The sequence below is a fragment of the Pleomorphochaeta naphthae genome, from assembly GCF_055396005.1.
The window spans coordinates 1,408,326-1,425,061 of the sequence record NZ_AP042457.1 but is presented as its reverse complement, the minus strand read 5'-3'; the positions used below and the strand labels follow the sequence as shown (position 1 = coordinate 1,425,061).

Annotated in this window: 13 protein-coding genes; 12 read left to right on the top strand and 1 reads right to left on the bottom strand. The window is 27.8% G+C overall.

What is annotated here, in order from left to right:
• Positions 1-8: 8 nt before the first annotated feature.
• The 6 genes from ACZ5SO_RS06460 (at position 9) to ACZ5SO_RS06435 (ending at position 8,195) form a co-directional block, all read left to right on the top strand.
• Positions 9-1,394, top strand: a complete 1,386-nt coding sequence (locus ACZ5SO_RS06460) for a hypothetical protein (protein WP_464627553.1) — start codon at positions 9-11, stop codon at positions 1,392-1,394.
• Between the two features lie 23 nt (positions 1,395-1,417).
• Positions 1,418-2,125, top strand: a complete 708-nt coding sequence (dhaL, locus tag ACZ5SO_RS06455) for a dihydroxyacetone kinase subunit DhaL (protein WP_464627552.1) — start codon at positions 1,418-1,420, stop codon at positions 2,123-2,125.
• A gap of 48 nt (positions 2,126-2,173) precedes the next feature.
• Positions 2,174-3,196, top strand: a complete 1,023-nt coding sequence (locus ACZ5SO_RS06450; RefSeq protein WP_464627551.1) for a glycoside hydrolase family 130 protein — start codon at positions 2,174-2,176, stop codon at positions 3,194-3,196.
• A gap of 3 nt (positions 3,197-3,199) precedes the next feature.
• Positions 3,200-4,381, top strand: coding sequence for an AGE family epimerase/isomerase (locus ACZ5SO_RS06445; protein ID WP_464627550.1), 1,182 nt, complete (start codon positions 3,200-3,202; stop codon positions 4,379-4,381).
• Positions 4,371-5,543, top strand: a complete 1,173-nt coding sequence (locus ACZ5SO_RS06440; protein ID WP_464627549.1) for a glycoside hydrolase family 130 protein — start codon at positions 4,371-4,373, stop codon at positions 5,541-5,543. The genes ACZ5SO_RS06445 and ACZ5SO_RS06440 overlap by 11 nt, the downstream gene beginning before the upstream one ends.
• 231 nt (positions 5,544-5,774) lie before the next feature.
• On the top strand, positions 5,775-8,195 hold the full coding sequence (locus tag ACZ5SO_RS06435) for a beta-mannosidase (RefSeq protein WP_464627548.1): 2,421 nt from the start codon (positions 5,775-5,777) through the stop codon (positions 8,193-8,195).
• A 268-nt stretch (positions 8,196-8,463) separates the two neighbouring features.
• Here the strand turns inward: ACZ5SO_RS06435 and ACZ5SO_RS06430 are convergent, their stop codons facing one another.
• Entirely contained in the window at positions 8,464-9,633 is a 1,170-nt protein-coding gene (locus ACZ5SO_RS06430) for an ATP-binding protein (protein ID WP_464627547.1), read from the bottom strand.
• A gap of 333 nt (positions 9,634-9,966) precedes the next feature.
• Here ACZ5SO_RS06430 and ACZ5SO_RS06425 point away from each other — a divergent pair, with 333 nt between their 5' ends.
• The 6 genes from ACZ5SO_RS06425 (at position 9,967) to mglC (ending at position 16,730) form a co-directional block, all read left to right on the top strand.
• Positions 9,967-10,107, top strand: a complete 141-nt coding sequence (locus ACZ5SO_RS06425; protein WP_464627546.1) for a hypothetical protein — start codon at positions 9,967-9,969, stop codon at positions 10,105-10,107.
• 714 nt (positions 10,108-10,821) lie between these two features.
• A complete protein-coding gene (locus tag ACZ5SO_RS06420) occupies positions 10,822-12,096 on the top strand; it encodes an AAA family ATPase (RefSeq protein ID WP_464627545.1) in 1,275 nt (424 codons plus the stop codon).
• 18 nt (positions 12,097-12,114) lie between these two features.
• Entirely contained in the window at positions 12,115-12,708 is a 594-nt protein-coding gene (locus ACZ5SO_RS06415; protein WP_464627544.1) for a hypothetical protein, read from the top strand.
• Between the two features lie 379 nt (positions 12,709-13,087).
• On the top strand, positions 13,088-14,116 hold the full coding sequence (locus ACZ5SO_RS06410; protein WP_464627543.1) for a galactose ABC transporter substrate-binding protein: 1,029 nt from the start codon (positions 13,088-13,090) through the stop codon (positions 14,114-14,116).
• A 68-nt stretch (positions 14,117-14,184) separates the two neighbouring features.
• Complete coding sequence (locus tag ACZ5SO_RS06405) at positions 14,185-15,720, top strand: sugar ABC transporter ATP-binding protein (RefSeq protein ID WP_464627542.1); 1,536 nt, start codon at positions 14,185-14,187, stop codon at positions 15,718-15,720.
• 8 nt (positions 15,721-15,728) lie between these two features.
• Positions 15,729-16,730 (top strand): galactose/methyl galactoside ABC transporter permease MglC, encoded by a 1,002-nt coding sequence (gene mglC, locus ACZ5SO_RS06400; protein WP_464627541.1) that lies wholly within the window; start codon positions 15,729-15,731, stop codon positions 16,728-16,730.
• The last annotated feature ends 6 nt before the right edge of the window (positions 16,731-16,736 follow it).

Sequence of the window (16,736 nt, the reverse complement as noted above, 5' to 3'; positions counted from 1 at the left end):
GATACAAAATGATAAATTTAAATGTGGGTTTAGCTTTTTTAGGATCAAATAATTATTATGCTAAAGAATTAGAAGTTATTGATAAATCAATAGCACTATTAGAAAATAAATATAAAGATGAAAATATAAAGTTAATAACTAATAAAAAATTAAATATAACTAATGAAGATGTTATATCTACAATTAATTATTTAGATAATCAAAATATAGATCTTTTAATTATTCAAACTAGTAGCTTTTGTGATGAACCTATATTTGAAGAGTTTATTAAAATAAATTGTATCAAGTTAGTTTGGGCCCCTTATGAAGAGTTCAAAACAGGTGATGTTAAATTACATTCTCTTTTATCTATGTTTGTATCAACAAGTAACATGCATCATAAACATGGTAAATCAATTATAAAAGATTGGTTATATGGAAATTCAAATCTTTTATTTCCAAAATTAAATGATTATTTTTCTGCCATTAAAGCATTGAAAAGATTAAAACATAGTAAAATAGGCCTAATAGGTAAAACAGCCTATGGTTTTAATAATATGAACTATGGATTAGAGGAAGCTAAAGAAAGATATGGCTTTAAAACTGAGAGTTTTAGTGAACAAAACCTTATAAATAGAGCTAAAAAAATTGATGATGATAGAGTTTCACAAACCTTTATAGATTTTAAATTTAAAAAAAATAATATCTTTGTTACCAATAAATCAATTGATCACACCCTAAGATTATATTTAGCACTTAAAGATTTAATTGAAGAAAAAAAATTAAGTGCATTATCAGTGAGTTGTTGGCCAACTTTTCAAAGTGAATATGAAATAACTCCTTGTGTAACACTATCTTTAATTAATGATGTTTTAAAAATCCCCGTCTCATGTGAAGGTGATTTAATGGGAGTTGTTACTATGATAGTAGCTAATGAATTATCTAAATCTACCTCAATGGTTTATGATATTGCTGATATTCTAGAAGACAAAGAGAGTTTATTACTATGGCATTGTGGAATAACAACTTGTTTACTAATGTCTAACAAAATGGAAGATTTAAATATAATTAATCATCCTATGATAAATAGAAAAAATTCTACACAAAAGAGCTTAGGCTGTTCATTTGATGGTAGCTTTAAAACTCAAAAAGTTACTGCATTGAGACTATCAAATATTAAAAACAAAATATTTTCACTAAGTGGAGATATAGAAGATATAGATGTAAAAGGTTTTACAGGTACAAGAGGTTGGTTGACAAATATTACTATTTTAAACAAAACGATATCAATTTCTAAAATCATAGATTTGATAGTAAAAAATGGTATAGAGCATCATCTAGTAGTAGTTCCAGGCGATATTTCTAAACAATTAAAAGCTTTTTCCACTATATCTGAGTTAGAAATATTAGAATAGAAGAATTAGGGATATAAAACAAAATGAAATTTACGAATAAAGAATATGCTAATAATTTAGCTTTTATATTAAATAGAGAATTTAATGACAAGATGGATATACTGTGTAAATTAGATGGATACCTTGGAGATGGAGATCATGGTATTACAATAAAAAGAGGGATGCAAGCCGCATTTTCCAATATTCAAAATACAGCAGATTTTGATAGTTTGTCTGATGTTTACAAAACTATTGGAATTAGCATGTTGAAAACAATGGGAGGAGCTTCTGGCCCTATTTTTAGTACATTTTTTATACAAACATCTATTGAATTATTAGCAATAAAAGATAATAAAGATATAACTGTTTTAACCGTTCAAGAAATATATAAGAAGACACTTCAATCATTAATAGATCTCAGTGAAAGTAATGTAGGAGATAAAACGATGATTGATGCAGTATCTCAGGCATATAATATTTTATCTAAAAACATTCAAGACAATAAATGTAGATGTGTTTCTGATGCATGGAAAATTGCAGCAGAAGGAGCAAAAGAAGGTGCTCTCAATACTATTAATATGGTTGCTAAAAAAGGCAGAGCTAGATATTTATCCAAGCAATCAATAGGAGTTATAGATCCCGGAGCTGTTTCTTTTTATATAATTACATGTGCTATGTATAATGCTTGGACTTTAAACACCACCCAAATAAAAAATAATAAAGAATTTGATTTGGATTTTTTAAATTCGTAAAGATAATAAGAATTCTAGTTGTAAAAGTTATAAAAGGAGATATGAAAAATGAAATATGAAATATTAAATGGTATGAAAATATCAAATTTTCCATGGCCAAATAGTATTAAAGCAAATATAAATAGTCCTTTTGAGCGATATTCAAATAACCCAATCATTAATAGAAATCCTTCTAAAAACATAACTAGAGTTTTTAATTCAGCAACTATTGTTTATAATGATGAATTTGTTAGTGCTTTGAGGGGAGAAGAAACAAATGGTATTCCATCTATTTATATAGCTCATAGTAAAGATGGCATAAATTGGACAATTGAAAAGGAAAAAGTAAAATTTTATGATGAAGATAATAATATCTTCATGCCTAAATACGCCTATGATCCAAGATTAGTAAAAATAGAAAACACATACTACATAATATGGTGTCAGGATTTTTATGGAGCTGCAATTGGAATTGCTAAAACCAACGACTTTAAAAAATTTACCAGAATTGAAAATCCTTTCCTTCCGTTTAATCGAAATGCTGTGTTATTTCCTAGAAAAATAAATAATATGTATACAATGCTTTCAAGACCTAGTGATGGAGGACATACTGCTTTTGGAGATATTTTCCTCTCTCAATCAATAGATATGGAGTTTTGGGGCAGACACAAACATGTTATGGGTTGTACTGACAACTGGTGGGAAAGTTTAAAAATAGGTGCTGGTCCATCTCCAATTGAGACAAGTGAAGGATGGTTATTACTATATCATGGTGTAAGTAGAACCTGTAATGGTTATGTGTATTCAATTGGAGGAGCCATACTCGATATAGATAATCCTAGTATAGTTAAATACAGATCTTCTAGATTTTTATTAACACCTGAAGAAAGTTATGAAACCTCAGGTTTTGTTCCAAATGTAGTATTTCCCTGTTCAACTTTATGCGATAGTGAAACAGGAAGATTAGCTTTATATTATGGTGCTAGTGACACATATCTTTGCCTTGCTATCTCAACGGTTGATTTAATAATTGATTTTATTAAAAGAAATTCTGAAATAAATGAAAGTGATATAGAGTTAGGGAAAAGATAAATTATGAAATTTAATGATTTTAAAAAAGAACTTGAAGAGAGAATACTCCCTTTTTGGCTAAGTAACTACGATGAAGAGTATTTTAGTGTCTATGGCAGAGTAGATTTTGATTATAATGTTATAAAAAATGCAGATAAAGGCTGTATTTTTAATTCTAGGATACTTTGGTTTTTATCAACTTGTTTAATTGAGAATATTGGAAATAGAAATGAGGTTCTTGATAAAACAAATAAAACCTTTCAATTTTTAGTAGATCACTGCCTTGATGAAGTTAATGGTGGAATATTTTGGTCAGTAAGTCGAAAAGGTAAGGTTATAGATTCAACAAAACATACTTATAATATTGCTTTTGGAATTTATGCTTTATCAGCATATTATAGAGCTACAAAAAATAAAAAAGCCATAAAATTAGCTTATGATTTATATAAAGTAATTGAATCTCAATGCAAAGATGAAAAAGGTTATCTTGAATCATTTACCTCTGATTTTAAGCCCTTAATAAACGATAAATTATCTGAAAATGGAGTCATAGCGAATAGGACGATGAATACTCTATTGCATGTGCTTGAGGGATATTCTGGTCTTTATGAAGCTACTAAAGATAAACAAGTAAAAACATCTATAATAGAAATATTTAATATATTTGAAAATAAAGTATATAACAAAGAAAAAAACAGGCAAGAAGTTTTTTTTGACTTAGATTATAATTCATTAATAGATCTTCATTCTTATGGACATGATATAGAAACCTCCTGGTTAATGTGTTGGGCATTAGATTTAATAGATGATAATAAAATACATAATAAAATTGATCCACTTTTAAAACAATTATCTATAAATGTATTAAATACTGCTATTGAAGAAAATGGTGGTGTTATTAATGAATGTGAAAATCAAATAAATGATGAAACCTATGTTTGGTGGGTTCAGTGTGAAAGTGTAATTGGCTTTTATAATGCTTATCAACGTTGGAATATCATAAAAGCTAAACAAGCTTCAATTAACAACTTCAAATTTATAAATAGATATATGATTGATAAAAGAAAAGGTGGAGAGTGGTTTTGGGATATAGACAAAAATTTAAATCCAACTAGTAAAAAAGATATAATTGAAGAATGGAAATGCCCATACCATAATGGAAGAATGTGTTTTGAAATGATGAGGAGATTAAAAAATGATACATAATAAATATTTTGAATTAGAAAAAAAACTTGAAAGTTTAATTAATAGAAAAAATGAACCAACAGAAGATTATAATGGATTATATAATAGATACAAATACCCTGTTTTAACAGCAGAGCACTCTCCTATATTTTGGAAGTATGATATAAATAAAGAAACCAACCCTCTATTTTTACAGAGATTAGGTATTAACGCTGTAATGAACAGTGGTGCTATAAAATTTGATGGGAAATACTGTTTAATGGCAAGAGTTGAAGGCTTAGATAGAAAGAGCTTTTTTGCTATAGCTAGATCTAATCGACCTACAGAAGGATTTAAATTTGATGATAAACCTATCTTATTAGAAGATACCTATAAAAATGAAACAAATGTTTATGATATGAGACTAACTAAGCATGAAGATGGTTATATTTATGGAGTATTTTGTAGTGAGAGTAAAGATATAAGTTCAAATGATTTATCTGCTGCAAAAGCAGATGCAGGTATTGTTAGAACTAAAGATTTAGTAAATTGGGAGAGATTACCCAATTTAATAACTAAAAGATCTGAGCAACAAAGGAATGTAGTATTACATAGTGAATTTGTAGATGGTAAGTATTGTTTTTATACTAGACCTATGGATAGTTTTATAGAAACTGGATCTGGATCGGGAATTGGTATTGGCTTATGTGATGATATAACTCATGCTATAATTGAAGAAGAAAAAATGACATCATTAAGAAAATATCATACTATTACAGAGGCAAAAAACGGAGCTGGGGCTCCTCCTATTAAAACTGATAGAGGTTGGATACATATAGCTCATGGAGTTAGAAATACTGCAGCAGGACTTAGATATGTTATTTATGTTTTTGCAACTGATTTAAATGATCCCTCAAAAGTTATTGCTGAGCCAAGTGGTTATTATATTGCCCCACAAGGTGAAGAGAGAGTAGGAGACGTATCTAATGTAACTTTTACAAATGGCGTAATAGAGGATGAAGGAAAAGTGTATATATATTATGCTTCAAGTGATACTAGACTTCATGTTGCATCAACCACAATTGAAAGGTTAATAGATTATACTTTTAATACCCCATCAGATCCACTAAGATCTGTTGATTGTGTAAAACAAAGAATTGAGTTAATTAATCAAAATTTAGCATTACTCTCAAATAAAAAATAAAGTAAACTTATTTTACACCCTCTAAAAAATACTCTTATATTTTATTAGAAAGTAATTAGTGGCAATATGTTATTATATAAATATTAAAAGTTGAGATTCATAAAAGCAATTAATAATAAATTAAACCAATTGTATTTAAACAATAATAATTTAGACTGTGCTTTATTTAACAAATTAATCAACAATTAAGGATAGAAAATCAAGAAGGATAACTAAAGGATTATAAAACGTATGATACATCAAAATTTAAATGGAAAATGGGAATTATCAATTCCATCTTTAAAGATTAATAATATAGAAGGAAACGTTCCAGGATCTGTATATTCTTTTTTACTTGATTCAAAACTAATTGAAGATCCTTATTATAGAGATAATGAGCTTAAAGCATTAGAGATTATGGATAATGATTTTATTTTCAAAAAAAAATTTAAATTAAGTAAAGAGTTAAAAAATAAAGAAAGTATTGCTTTAGAATGCTTTGGTTTAGACACTCTATGCACTGTCTCAATTAATAATATTAAACTTGGAAAAACTAATAATATGTACAGAAAATGGCGATTTTCTGTTCCAAAATCAATTTTACAAGATGAAAATACTATAGAAATAAAAATTGATTCACCAACAAAGTGGATCAAAGAAGAAAATAAGAATAATTATTATGGTGGAAGTGAACATGCAATGGAAGGTTTTCCACATCTAAGAAAAGCCCATTGCATGTTTGGTTGGGACTGGGGTCCTCGATTACCTGATGCGGGTATTTTCAAAGATATTCAATTAATTTCTCTAGATGATAGTGAAATTGTTGATATAAATATAAAGCAACAGCATATAAACAATATAGTTAAACTTAACGTTTCAGTAACTCAATCTAAAAAATCAATTTTAAAGATAGAATTAGAAACTCCAGATAATAAAATATATATTTTAGAAAATAATAAAGATTTTGAAATCTTGCATCCCAAGCTTTGGTGGCCTAATGGGTTAGGTTCTCAGCCTTTATATAAGGTTAAAGTTTCTTTAATCGAAAATAATTGTTTAATAGATTATAGTGAAAAAAAGATTGGACTTAGAACATTAACTTTATCTAGAAAAAAAGATGAATGGGGGGAGAGTTTTTCTCATTGCATCAATGGAATTGATTTCTTTGCCATGGGCGCTGATTATATTCCTGAAGATAATATTCTATCAAGAATTACACCAGAAAAAACTAAAAAATTACTAACACAATGTAAATTAGCTAATTTTAATTGTATAAGAGTTTGGGGTGGTGGTTATTATCCAAGTGATGAATTTTATGATTATTGCGATGAGTTAGGATTAGTTGTTTGGCAAGACTTTATGTTCTCTTGTGCAAATTATCCACTCGATTTTGATTTCGAAGAAAACATTACTAAAGAAATAGAAGAAAATGTTAGTAGAATCCGTCATCATGCCTCTTTAGGTTTGTGGTGTGGAAATAATGAGATGGAAATGTTTGAAATACAAGGCAAGTATTCAAGTGATAATAATACTAGAGCTCAGTATATAAGATTATATGAACATGTAATTCCGCATATCTTAAAAAGAGTAGACCCTGTAACACCATATTGGCCATCTTCTCCATCTTCTGGCGGTTCATTTAATGATCCTAATAGTGAGAACATGGGAGATGTTCATTATTGGGATGTATGGCATGGTGGTAAACCTTTTAGTGATTATCGAAATTATTATTTTAGATATGTATCAGAATTTGGATTTCAATCATTTCCTTGTGAAAAAACTATAGATTCATTTGCTCTAGAAGAAGATAAGAATATTTTTTCTCATGTTTTAGAAATGCATCAGAGAAACCCAGGAGCAAATGGGTTAATTCTAACTTATTTGTCAATGAATTATCTATATCCAACTTCATTTAATACTTTGCTTTATGCATCTCAATTACTGCAAGGGGAGGCAATAAAATATGGAGTTGAACATTGGAGACGAAACAGAGGAAGGTGCATGGGAGCTATTTATTGGCAGTTAAATGATATTTGGCCAGTTGCTTCTTGGGCTTCTATAGATTATTTTGGTAGATGGAAAGCTCTTCACTATTATGCAAAAAGGTTCTTTAGTCCTATTATGATAAGTGTAGAAGAGGAGAGTGAATCCACTTGTATGAAATCAGTGGTTGCAGAAAGAAAGAGTAAAATAAAAACAACTGCTAAAATTTGTGTAACAAACGAGACCTTAAGTAATGTTGATGGTAAAGTATTTTGGGCTTTAATAGATAGTAAGTCTAATATAATTAAGCAAGATGAAGTTGAAGTTTCTGTTAATAGCTTAGAGTCATTTTGGTTAGAAAAGATTGATTTTAATTCAACAGATTATAGAGAAAACCATCTTTTTTATAACTATAAGGTCAATGGAAAAATAGTAAGCGAAGGTTCAATTCTTTTTTGCCAACCAAAGCATTACCATTTTAAAGATCCAAAGATTAAAGCTTATGTTCAAGATAATTCAATAGTAGTTGAATGTGAAAACTATGCTAAAAATATAGAACTCTATAGTGATAATGAAGATTTTGTATTAGAAGACAATTTCTTTGATATGGAAAAAGGTAAAAAAATTATTAAAGTTTTAGAAGGAAATCCAATTAATATAAAAGCAAGAAGTGTTTATGATATAAAATAGGATGCGCTCCTTTCTTAAAACTAAAAATACAATTGTGTAGAGCTTGTTTTGAAGTTCTTCACAATTGTAATTTGTTGGTAATTTATAATTAATTTATTAAAAAATAGGTTTGAAATAATGTAATTTAAGACTTGGTGCTTATAGAATGATATTTAAATAATATTGTTTTTTTATGATTGAATCATAAAATATTTAATAAAATTTATGCTAGTACAATAAATTTATAAATATTTTTGGATGATTTATTACAAATATTCTCAAAATAGCATTAACTAAATAAAATTTCATCGTTCCAAAGTTTTTCAATAAAAAACTTAAAAGGCATAATTTCTATATCTCTTTCAATATAGTAAGTATCAGTTGTACAGACGATTATTTTTCTTTTGATATAAGTTTCTTTTAATAATTTTAAATTTTTATAATGCCTTTCATTTATCTTATTACTTGATTTTATTTCAATGGCTATTTCTTTATTTAATAGGCAATCTATTTCAAAACCAGTGTTAGTTCTAATATAATTAATTTGAGTTCTTGGATTTTTGTAATCAATATATTTTTTAATTTCCAAAATAATAAATTGTTCAAAGTACTCACCAAAATCCGTATCGGTTGTGGAATTTATCATTTGACCACGTTTTAAAACTCTTGCAACCCCGGTATCAAAAAAATAAAATTTTTTTCTAGAAATAGACTTTCTTGTTTCTAATTTTCTGTAAGGCTCTAAGAAAAATCCTAGTAAAGTATCTTCTAATACTCCAAACCATTGCATAACGGCTTGATTATTAGTTTGTGCATCATTTGCTATTTTAGTGTAGTTAATTTCTTTAGAATTAGATAATGCTGCAACTTTAAGAAATCTAGTGAAATCTAACAGTTTCCTAGTTATCCCTTCAGCTTTAATTTCCTGAGTCAAATATAGTGAAGTATAAGAAATTAAATCTTCTTCTGGGTCATCAGATAGGTAAATACTTGGTATCAATCCATTATTTAAAATTAAATTTAAATTAGGTGAAATATTATTATTTAGAAGTTCAAAATATGATAGTGCATTGAAATTTCTCCATCTAGCTCTACCTCCTAATAGGTTGCAAGATTGTCTTTTTAATTTTCTAGGACTTGAACCTGTTAAAAGGAATTTTATATTTCTCTCATCAATCATCAATTGTACTTCATTTAGTAAAATTGGTAATTCTTGAATTTCATCAATAACTATTAAGCAATCTTTATAATCATAAGCTTCAACTGTTTTTCTAATTAAGCTAGGATCACTTGATAGATCTAAAAATACATTTGCATTAAATAAATTATATTTTAAGACAGGCTCAATAGTTAATTGATTTTTTATATATGAAGTTTTTCCTGTTTGCCTTGGTCCAAATAAAAATAATGATTTGTTTTTAAGTATTTTTGATAAATCAATGTTTCTTTTAACATACATATTTTTTTAATCCTTCTTTTATTCTATCTAAATTATAACATATTTATCTTTAAAATAAACATTTTTTTATATTTTTATGATTCTATCATAAATTTAATAGTAAAATTTATGGTCATATAATAAAAATTTGCAATTTAATTTTTCCCCAAACCCTTTAGTAATTAGAATATCTTCTAATTACGCTACTTGACTCAACCATAGTTGTTCCAATATTTAGAGATCTTTCTTTTGTTGGAGTGAGCTTTTTGTTCTGTCCTTTTAAGTGTTTTTCTAGATTGGGCCTTTGTTCTGATCTCTTGTATCTTGCTCTAGATTATAAACGTCAAGTTATTAATGGAAAGAGCCGCACTTATCTTATCATTTATACCATACGAAATTTTTGAAAGAATGTATGGATCAAATATATTAAAAAACTTAAGCATTACTTACATCCAACTAGATGAAGTAATGCTTAGAGCAAGTTTAGTTAAATAACAAGAAAATACTAAAACATCCAAACACTAATACGGAGGTGCTAACGTTTTATTGGACAATGTTATGTTCATTCGGACATTAAATGTTAAGTGTGCTACTTTATGATTATTATTTACATCTAAAATTAACACATCGACTTGAACCATCATGTAGTGTTTTGCTGTTGATTTTAAATTATGTAATCAAAGAAATTGCAGTTCTAGAGTAATTATCTCAAAAATATCTAATCTGATAAATTAATCTCTTTTTAGAAGTTTTAATTCAAGCTGAGATTTAGCATAAGCTTTAATAATGAACTCTATTTTATAATTTGCTTTTTCTAATTTTTTTTCAAATCTTCAAAAGGTGATAAATCATATCTTAACAAACTTTTTTTCCACAATGAAAGCCTTGATATTTTGTTGCAATTTCTTGTACTGTAGCTTCCTCTTGTATTGTATCTATTGCAACCTTTAGTTAAGTGTCTTTGCTAATTGCCCTTCTTTGTCTACCCATAATTAATATATTATTCCTTTGGGAATAAACTAACAAGGATTCGTGAAATTATTTTTCTGCTGTCTAGTAACTCATCTCAGTATATTGTTTGTGATTTTGAAAATAACCTATATTTTTGTAAATCTTTTTTATTATATTTAATATAAACAAAAAAAATGTTTATCTTGACGTATTTTCCATTTTAGATGATAATATATTTAATAAATAGGAGGGTATAATATGTTATTATCTTTCCAGATAGAGAATTTCAAATCAATTTTAGATGTTACAATTCCATTGCTTTATGCTGAGAAAAAAGCACCAAATGGTTATAAAGAGATGAATAATTATCCTTTTCTAGAAGAAAAAGGATATAGGACAGTGCCAGTTCTTGCATTTTATGGAGCAAATGCTTCAGGAAAATCTAATATAATACAGGCTTTTTCTCTTCTTAATAGAATAGTTAGATTAAAGTATAGTGAAGTTTATTATAATCCCAATAGATTACATCATAGAAATGCTCCAATAGTATTTAAGATAGAATTTATAAAAGATGGAAATCTATATTTATACACACTCAAAGTTAATGAAAAAGAGATAATATATGAAAAGCTTAATCAAGGTGATAATTGTATATTCTCAATAGATCAGAGACAATTAAATTTTGAGAAATTAGCAACATCAACTTACCCAATAAAAAAACTTGAAAACATTTTTAATGTAGAATGTTTAAACCAAGATAGAAAGTTTTGTACTACTTTTCTTAAAGTTATAGGCAAAAATTATTCTGGTTTAAATACATATATTAGAAATCCATTCATATTTCTATCTAAAGATTTAGAGGTGTATGGTGTAAATAAACTTCCTTTTTCTTATGGAATAGAAAAACTTTCTAAAACAAATAATGAAGAAGATGATTTACAAAATGCATTTAAACAAGTGGTTTCTCTTTTGCGTAAATTAGATATTGATATAACTCGAATGGAATTAAATAAAAATGAGTTAAATGAAAATCAAAATCTAAAATTACGAAGAAATCATGAGTATATTCACGATCTAAGTACTAATAAATATACAGAAATCGAAATTAACTCTTATCACAAAGATATAAATGGAAATGAAGTACAATTTAATTTTAATGAAGAATCTGATGGTACTCAAAGAGTTGCTTGTTTATTAGGCCTTATTTTAGCGGTATTACAAAAGGGTACCGTTTTAGTTATAGATGAATTAGGAAATTCTCTACATCCTTATCTGTTAGTTGAAATTGTTAGATTATTTAAGGATAAAAGGTATAATAAAAATAATGCTCAGCTTATTTTTACAACTCATAATACTGTTATTATGGACGACTCTATGATTAGAGTTTCTGAGATAGGTATTATTAATAAAACATTAAAAAAAGGAACAACATTTAAGAGAATATCAGATTTTAATGGTGTTAGAAATGTTACTAGTTTTAGAAAACAATATTTAGAAGGAAAGTTTTCTGGTATTCCATATTCATATATTTAGCTGGAGGAATATCTTTTTATGTGGCTGCAAAAACAAATTATTATTATTGTTTGTGAAGGTCCTTCAGAGAGGGCATATATTCAAGAACTTAATCGTTTGTTTAATGAGGAAGAAATCCCCTTATCGTTTATTGCCAGACCTTCCGATGGTGGACAATATAAAGCTGTCATAAGTAAATACAAAAGTGAAAGAAAACACAACCCTAAAGGTGATATATGGATTTGGGTTGATTGGGATATCTATAAACGAAATGATTCTAAAGATATGGATTATTATAAAATGAAATCACCTGATATTCCAAATTTTTTGTTTTCATATATGAATTTCGAGGATTTTCTAGTTCTTCATTTAACAATGGAGAAACTAAATAAATGGATTGTTTCATGTGTAAGTAGAAATCATTTTAATTTTCCTTCTAAAGAATGTGAATATTTAGATGAATTTAAACAATTTATTGGTGGTTATACAAAAGGTGAGATTCCTATAGAAATAAGTATATCAAGTTTAAGAAATCTAAAAAAAAATCAAGAAGATTTAAATATTCCAATAAAATGTGATTTTGCAAAGGAAATGTTTGAATTAATTGATAAATTTAATATCACAATTCTATAAAATGATATATTTAAAAATAAAAATGCTAGAGATTGCTTAACTTTTTTAAGTAGGTTTTATTATTATGGTAACTATATAGAAAAAATTAAATATTAAACAATAATAAATTACATCGTGAAGAAAATCATCATTAGGAAAAATGTTAAAGCTTAACAAATATCCAATGATTATACTAATAAGCATTATCAGCTTTGATAATGTTTTTTTTATTTTATTAAAATATTAACAATTTAATAATTGTAATTAACAAAATAAGGCAACAATTACAAAATTTGGCAAACTTTTCATTTTTTTACAGCTGAATTGATATCATATTTCTATATACAGGTGAAGATATCTCCTTGATAATTTTAACATAATGTATAAGGAGTTATGAACTATGAAAAAAAGATTTTTTTCGTTTATTGGATTAATGTTGCTTTGTTCAATGGTTGTATTTGGCCAAGGTAGTGAAGAAACTGAATCAAAGAAAAGTGTAGCAGGATTTGTATGGTATAACTATGGAGATACTTTCATTACAGCTGCTAGAAACGCTGTAAATAAAGCCGCTGAAAATGGTAATGTAGAAATATTATCAACTGACAGTCAATTTGATATAGCTATACAAGCAAATAATATAAATACACTTTTTGCAAAACAAGTAGACTACATTTGTATCAATAATATTAGTCCAAATGATAGTGCTTCTATGATTGCTAAAGCAAAAGAGCAAGATATCCCAATTTTATTTATCAATTGCACAAGTCCTACTGAAGAGGAATTAAACTCTTATGATAAAGTTTTCCATATTTCTTCAGCAGCAGAACAATCAGGTTGGATACAAGGTGATGCAGTTTCTAAATATTGGAAAGAAAATCCAGAACTAGCTGATAGAAATGGTAATGGAAAACTTGATTATGTAATGCTTGTAGGAATGCAAGGTAATTATGATTCACAGATGAGAACTGAAAAATCAATTGAAAGAGTAATAGAAAATGGTATTGAAGTAAATTCTTTGTCACAAATGTTATGTAATTGGCAACGTGGAGAAGCAATGAATCAAGTTGCATCTATTTTAGCAGCACAAGGTGATGATATTGATGCAATATTCTCAAACAATGATGATATGGCTTTAGGGGCAATTGAAGCACTAAAAGCATCTGGATATTTCAAAAATGGTAAATACATACCAGTAGTAGGAGTAGATGCTACAAAAGTAGGCGTTAGTGCTCTAGAAGAAGGAACCTTATTAGCAACAAGTTTAAATAATCCTGTAACATTAGGAAATACAGTTTATGATGTAATAACTTTATTAGATGAAGGAAAGGCAGTAACTTCAGAAAACTTAGGTAAAAAAATGACAGGAAAACATATTTGGCTTGATTATGTAGCTATCACAAAAGAGAACATAGCTGACGCATCTTATTAAAATAATAATATTATTTAAAGTTAAAAATATAGAAGCCCACACGGGCTTCTATATAATAGGAGGTATTCATGACTCCAATATTGGAGATTGTTAATATTAGTAAAACCTTTCCTGGCGTAAAAGCTTTAGATAATGTTTCAATGAAAGTGGAAAGAGGCCATATACATGCAGTAATGGGTGAAAATGGTGCAGGTAAATCTACTTTGATGAAATGTATTTTTGGCATTTATAAACAAGATGAAGGAGAAATTTTATTAGAAGGGAAACCTTGCAATTTCACACATACTAAAGAAGCCTTAGAGAGTGGAATTTCTATGATTCACCAAGAGTTGCAAAATGTTCCGACACAAAATGTTATGGAGAATATTTGGATTGGAAGAATACCATTTAAAGGGAATAATAAACATTTTAGAATAGTAGATGAAGATAAAATGTATAATGATACTCTAGAACTATTTAAATCTCTAGATTTAGAAATAGATCCAAAATCAATGGTAAAAGACTTAAGTGTTTCTACCTGTCAATTAATAGAAATAGCTAGAGCTGTATCTTATAATTCTAAATTGATTATTATGGATGAACCAACATCTTCACTAACAGAAAGTGAATCGATTTTATTATTTAATATTATTAAAAAGTTAGTTAATCAAGGTGTATCTATTTTATATATTTCCCATAAATTAGAGGAAGTTTTAGAATTATCTAATTATGTTACTGTCTTGAGAGATGGACACTTGATTGGAACCTATGAAACTAAAGAGATTGATTCGCAATTTTTAGTTAATAAAATGGTAGGTCGAAAAATTGTTGATAGATTTCCAAGTAAAACTTCTAATGAGGAATTAGGTGATATTAAATTACAAGTTACAAATTTAACTTCAAGTGATAATCATTCTTTTAAAAATATTACGTTTTCGGTTAGGAAAGGTGAAATTCTTGGTATAGGTGGATTAGTTGGCGCTGGAAGAACAGAATTAATTGAATCCATTTTTGGACTCAGAGCATTAAAAAAAGGCAAAATAAACATCGATGGAAAAGAAGTCATAATTAAGTCTTCTAGGGATGCTATTAAAAAAGGATTGACTTTATTAACTGAAGAAAGAGCTAAAACTGGAATCATCTCTAAAGCATCTATAGTTGATAATATGATGGTTGTTAAACAACGTTACAAAATTGAAGAATATAAAAAATTTAAGTTTTTTTTAAAGGAAAATAAAAGAAGATTTGATACACAGTCGTATGTAGATAGTTTATCAATAAAAACACCAACAATAGATACAAATATCAGTAACCTTTCTGGTGGAAATCAACAGAAAGTATTACTTGGACGTTGGTTAATGGTATCTCCAGATATTTTAATCTTAGATGAACCAACTAGAGGTATAGATGTTGGTGCCAAATTTGAAATTTATTCAATAATGAGGGAGCTTTCTTCTCTTGGAAAAACAATAATAATGATAAGTAGTGAGATGCCTGAGTTAATGGGTATGTCGGATAGAATTATGGTTATGTGTGAAGGCCATCTTTCAGGAATAATTGATGGACCTAGTGCTACTGAAGAAAAAATAATGCTACTTGCTAGTAAATATGAAGAAAAGGAATAAATACAAAGATGAATTTATCAAGATTTGATATAAAAAAAATATTAATAGAAAAAGCCTTATTTATAGTGCTGTTACTAATTTTAGGTCTATTAATAATAATTGAGCCAAAGTTTTTCTCTTTAATTGTTTTTAGAGATATATTAATGCAAAGTTCCACAAGAGTTATTATAGCATTAGGATGTATGTTTATTTTAATTGTAGCTGGGGCTGATTTAAGTGGTGGACGAGTAGTTGGTTTTGCAGCAGTTATTGCAGGATCCTTAGCCCAAAGTGATACTTTTTATAATAAATTTTTTCCTAACTTACCACAGTTGCCAGTCATAATTCCAGTTTTGATAGCTTTAATAGTAGGATTAATTTTTGGACTAATAAATGGTCTTGTCGTAGCAAAATTAGAAGTTCCTCCTTTTATAGCTACTTTAGGAGTTGCTTTAGCTGTGTATGGCTTTAATTGTTTATATTTCAATTTACCTCCAAATAATTCACAACCACTTGGAGGCTTTACCAAAAGTTTCTCAGCTTTAGGTGGAGGATCATCATTAGGCATTCCAAATATCATGATAATAGCAGGATTGTGTTTGATTTGTGTGTATTTTTTTCAAAAAAAGACTTGTTTAGGAAAAGAACTTTTTGCAGTAGGTGGAAATTGTGAAGCATCAAGGGTTTCAGGAATAAATGTTGATAAAATACTAATATTGGCTTACTCTTTAGCAGGTGCACTTTATGCATTAGGAGGAGTTTTAGAGGCAGCTAGAACAGGAAGTGCAACAAGCACATATGGTGCTGGTTATGAAATGGATGCTATAGCTTCTTGTGTAGTAGGTGGGTGTTCGCTTTCAGGAGGTGTAGGAAGCGTCCCAGGATTATTAGTCGGTGTTTTAATCTTTAATGTAATAAGTTATGGTTTAACATTTATCGGTATAAGTCCTTATTGGCAAAATGTATTTAAAGGATTTATCATTGTAGGCGCAGTTGCAATTGATGTAAGAAAATATAAAAAATCGAAATAAAAAAAA

Excerpts from the sequence above, each read along its gene's own strand:
- ACZ5SO_RS06460 (WP_464627553.1), top strand. The coding sequence starts at position 9 with ATGATAAATTTAAATGTGGGTTTAGCTTTTTTAGGATCAAATAATTAT.
- dhaL (WP_464627552.1), top strand. The coding sequence starts at position 1,418 with ATGAAATTTACGAATAAAGAATATGCTAATAATTTAGCTTTTATATTA.
- ACZ5SO_RS06450 (WP_464627551.1), top strand. The coding sequence starts at position 2,174 with ATGAAATATGAAATATTAAATGGTATGAAAATATCAAATTTTCCATGG.
- ACZ5SO_RS06445 (WP_464627550.1), top strand. The coding sequence starts at position 3,200 with ATGAAATTTAATGATTTTAAAAAAGAACTTGAAGAGAGAATACTCCCT.
- ACZ5SO_RS06440 (WP_464627549.1), top strand. The coding sequence starts at position 4,371 with ATGATACATAATAAATATTTTGAATTAGAAAAAAAACTTGAAAGTTTA.
- ACZ5SO_RS06435 (WP_464627548.1), top strand. The coding sequence starts at position 5,775 with ATGATACATCAAAATTTAAATGGAAAATGGGAATTATCAATTCCATCT.
- ACZ5SO_RS06430 (WP_464627547.1), bottom strand. The coding sequence starts at position 9,633 with ATGTATGTTAAAAGAAACATTGATTTATCAAAAATACTTAAAAACAAA.
- ACZ5SO_RS06425 (WP_464627546.1), top strand. The coding sequence starts at position 9,967 with ATGGAAAGAGCCGCACTTATCTTATCATTTATACCATACGAAATTTTT.
- ACZ5SO_RS06420 (WP_464627545.1), top strand. The coding sequence starts at position 10,822 with ATGTTATTATCTTTCCAGATAGAGAATTTCAAATCAATTTTAGATGTT.
- ACZ5SO_RS06415 (WP_464627544.1), top strand. The coding sequence starts at position 12,115 with ATGTGGCTGCAAAAACAAATTATTATTATTGTTTGTGAAGGTCCTTCA.
- ACZ5SO_RS06410 (WP_464627543.1), top strand. The coding sequence starts at position 13,088 with ATGAAAAAAAGATTTTTTTCGTTTATTGGATTAATGTTGCTTTGTTCA.
- ACZ5SO_RS06405 (WP_464627542.1), top strand. The coding sequence starts at position 14,185 with ATGACTCCAATATTGGAGATTGTTAATATTAGTAAAACCTTTCCTGGC.
- mglC (WP_464627541.1), top strand. The coding sequence starts at position 15,729 with ATGAATTTATCAAGATTTGATATAAAAAAAATATTAATAGAAAAAGCC.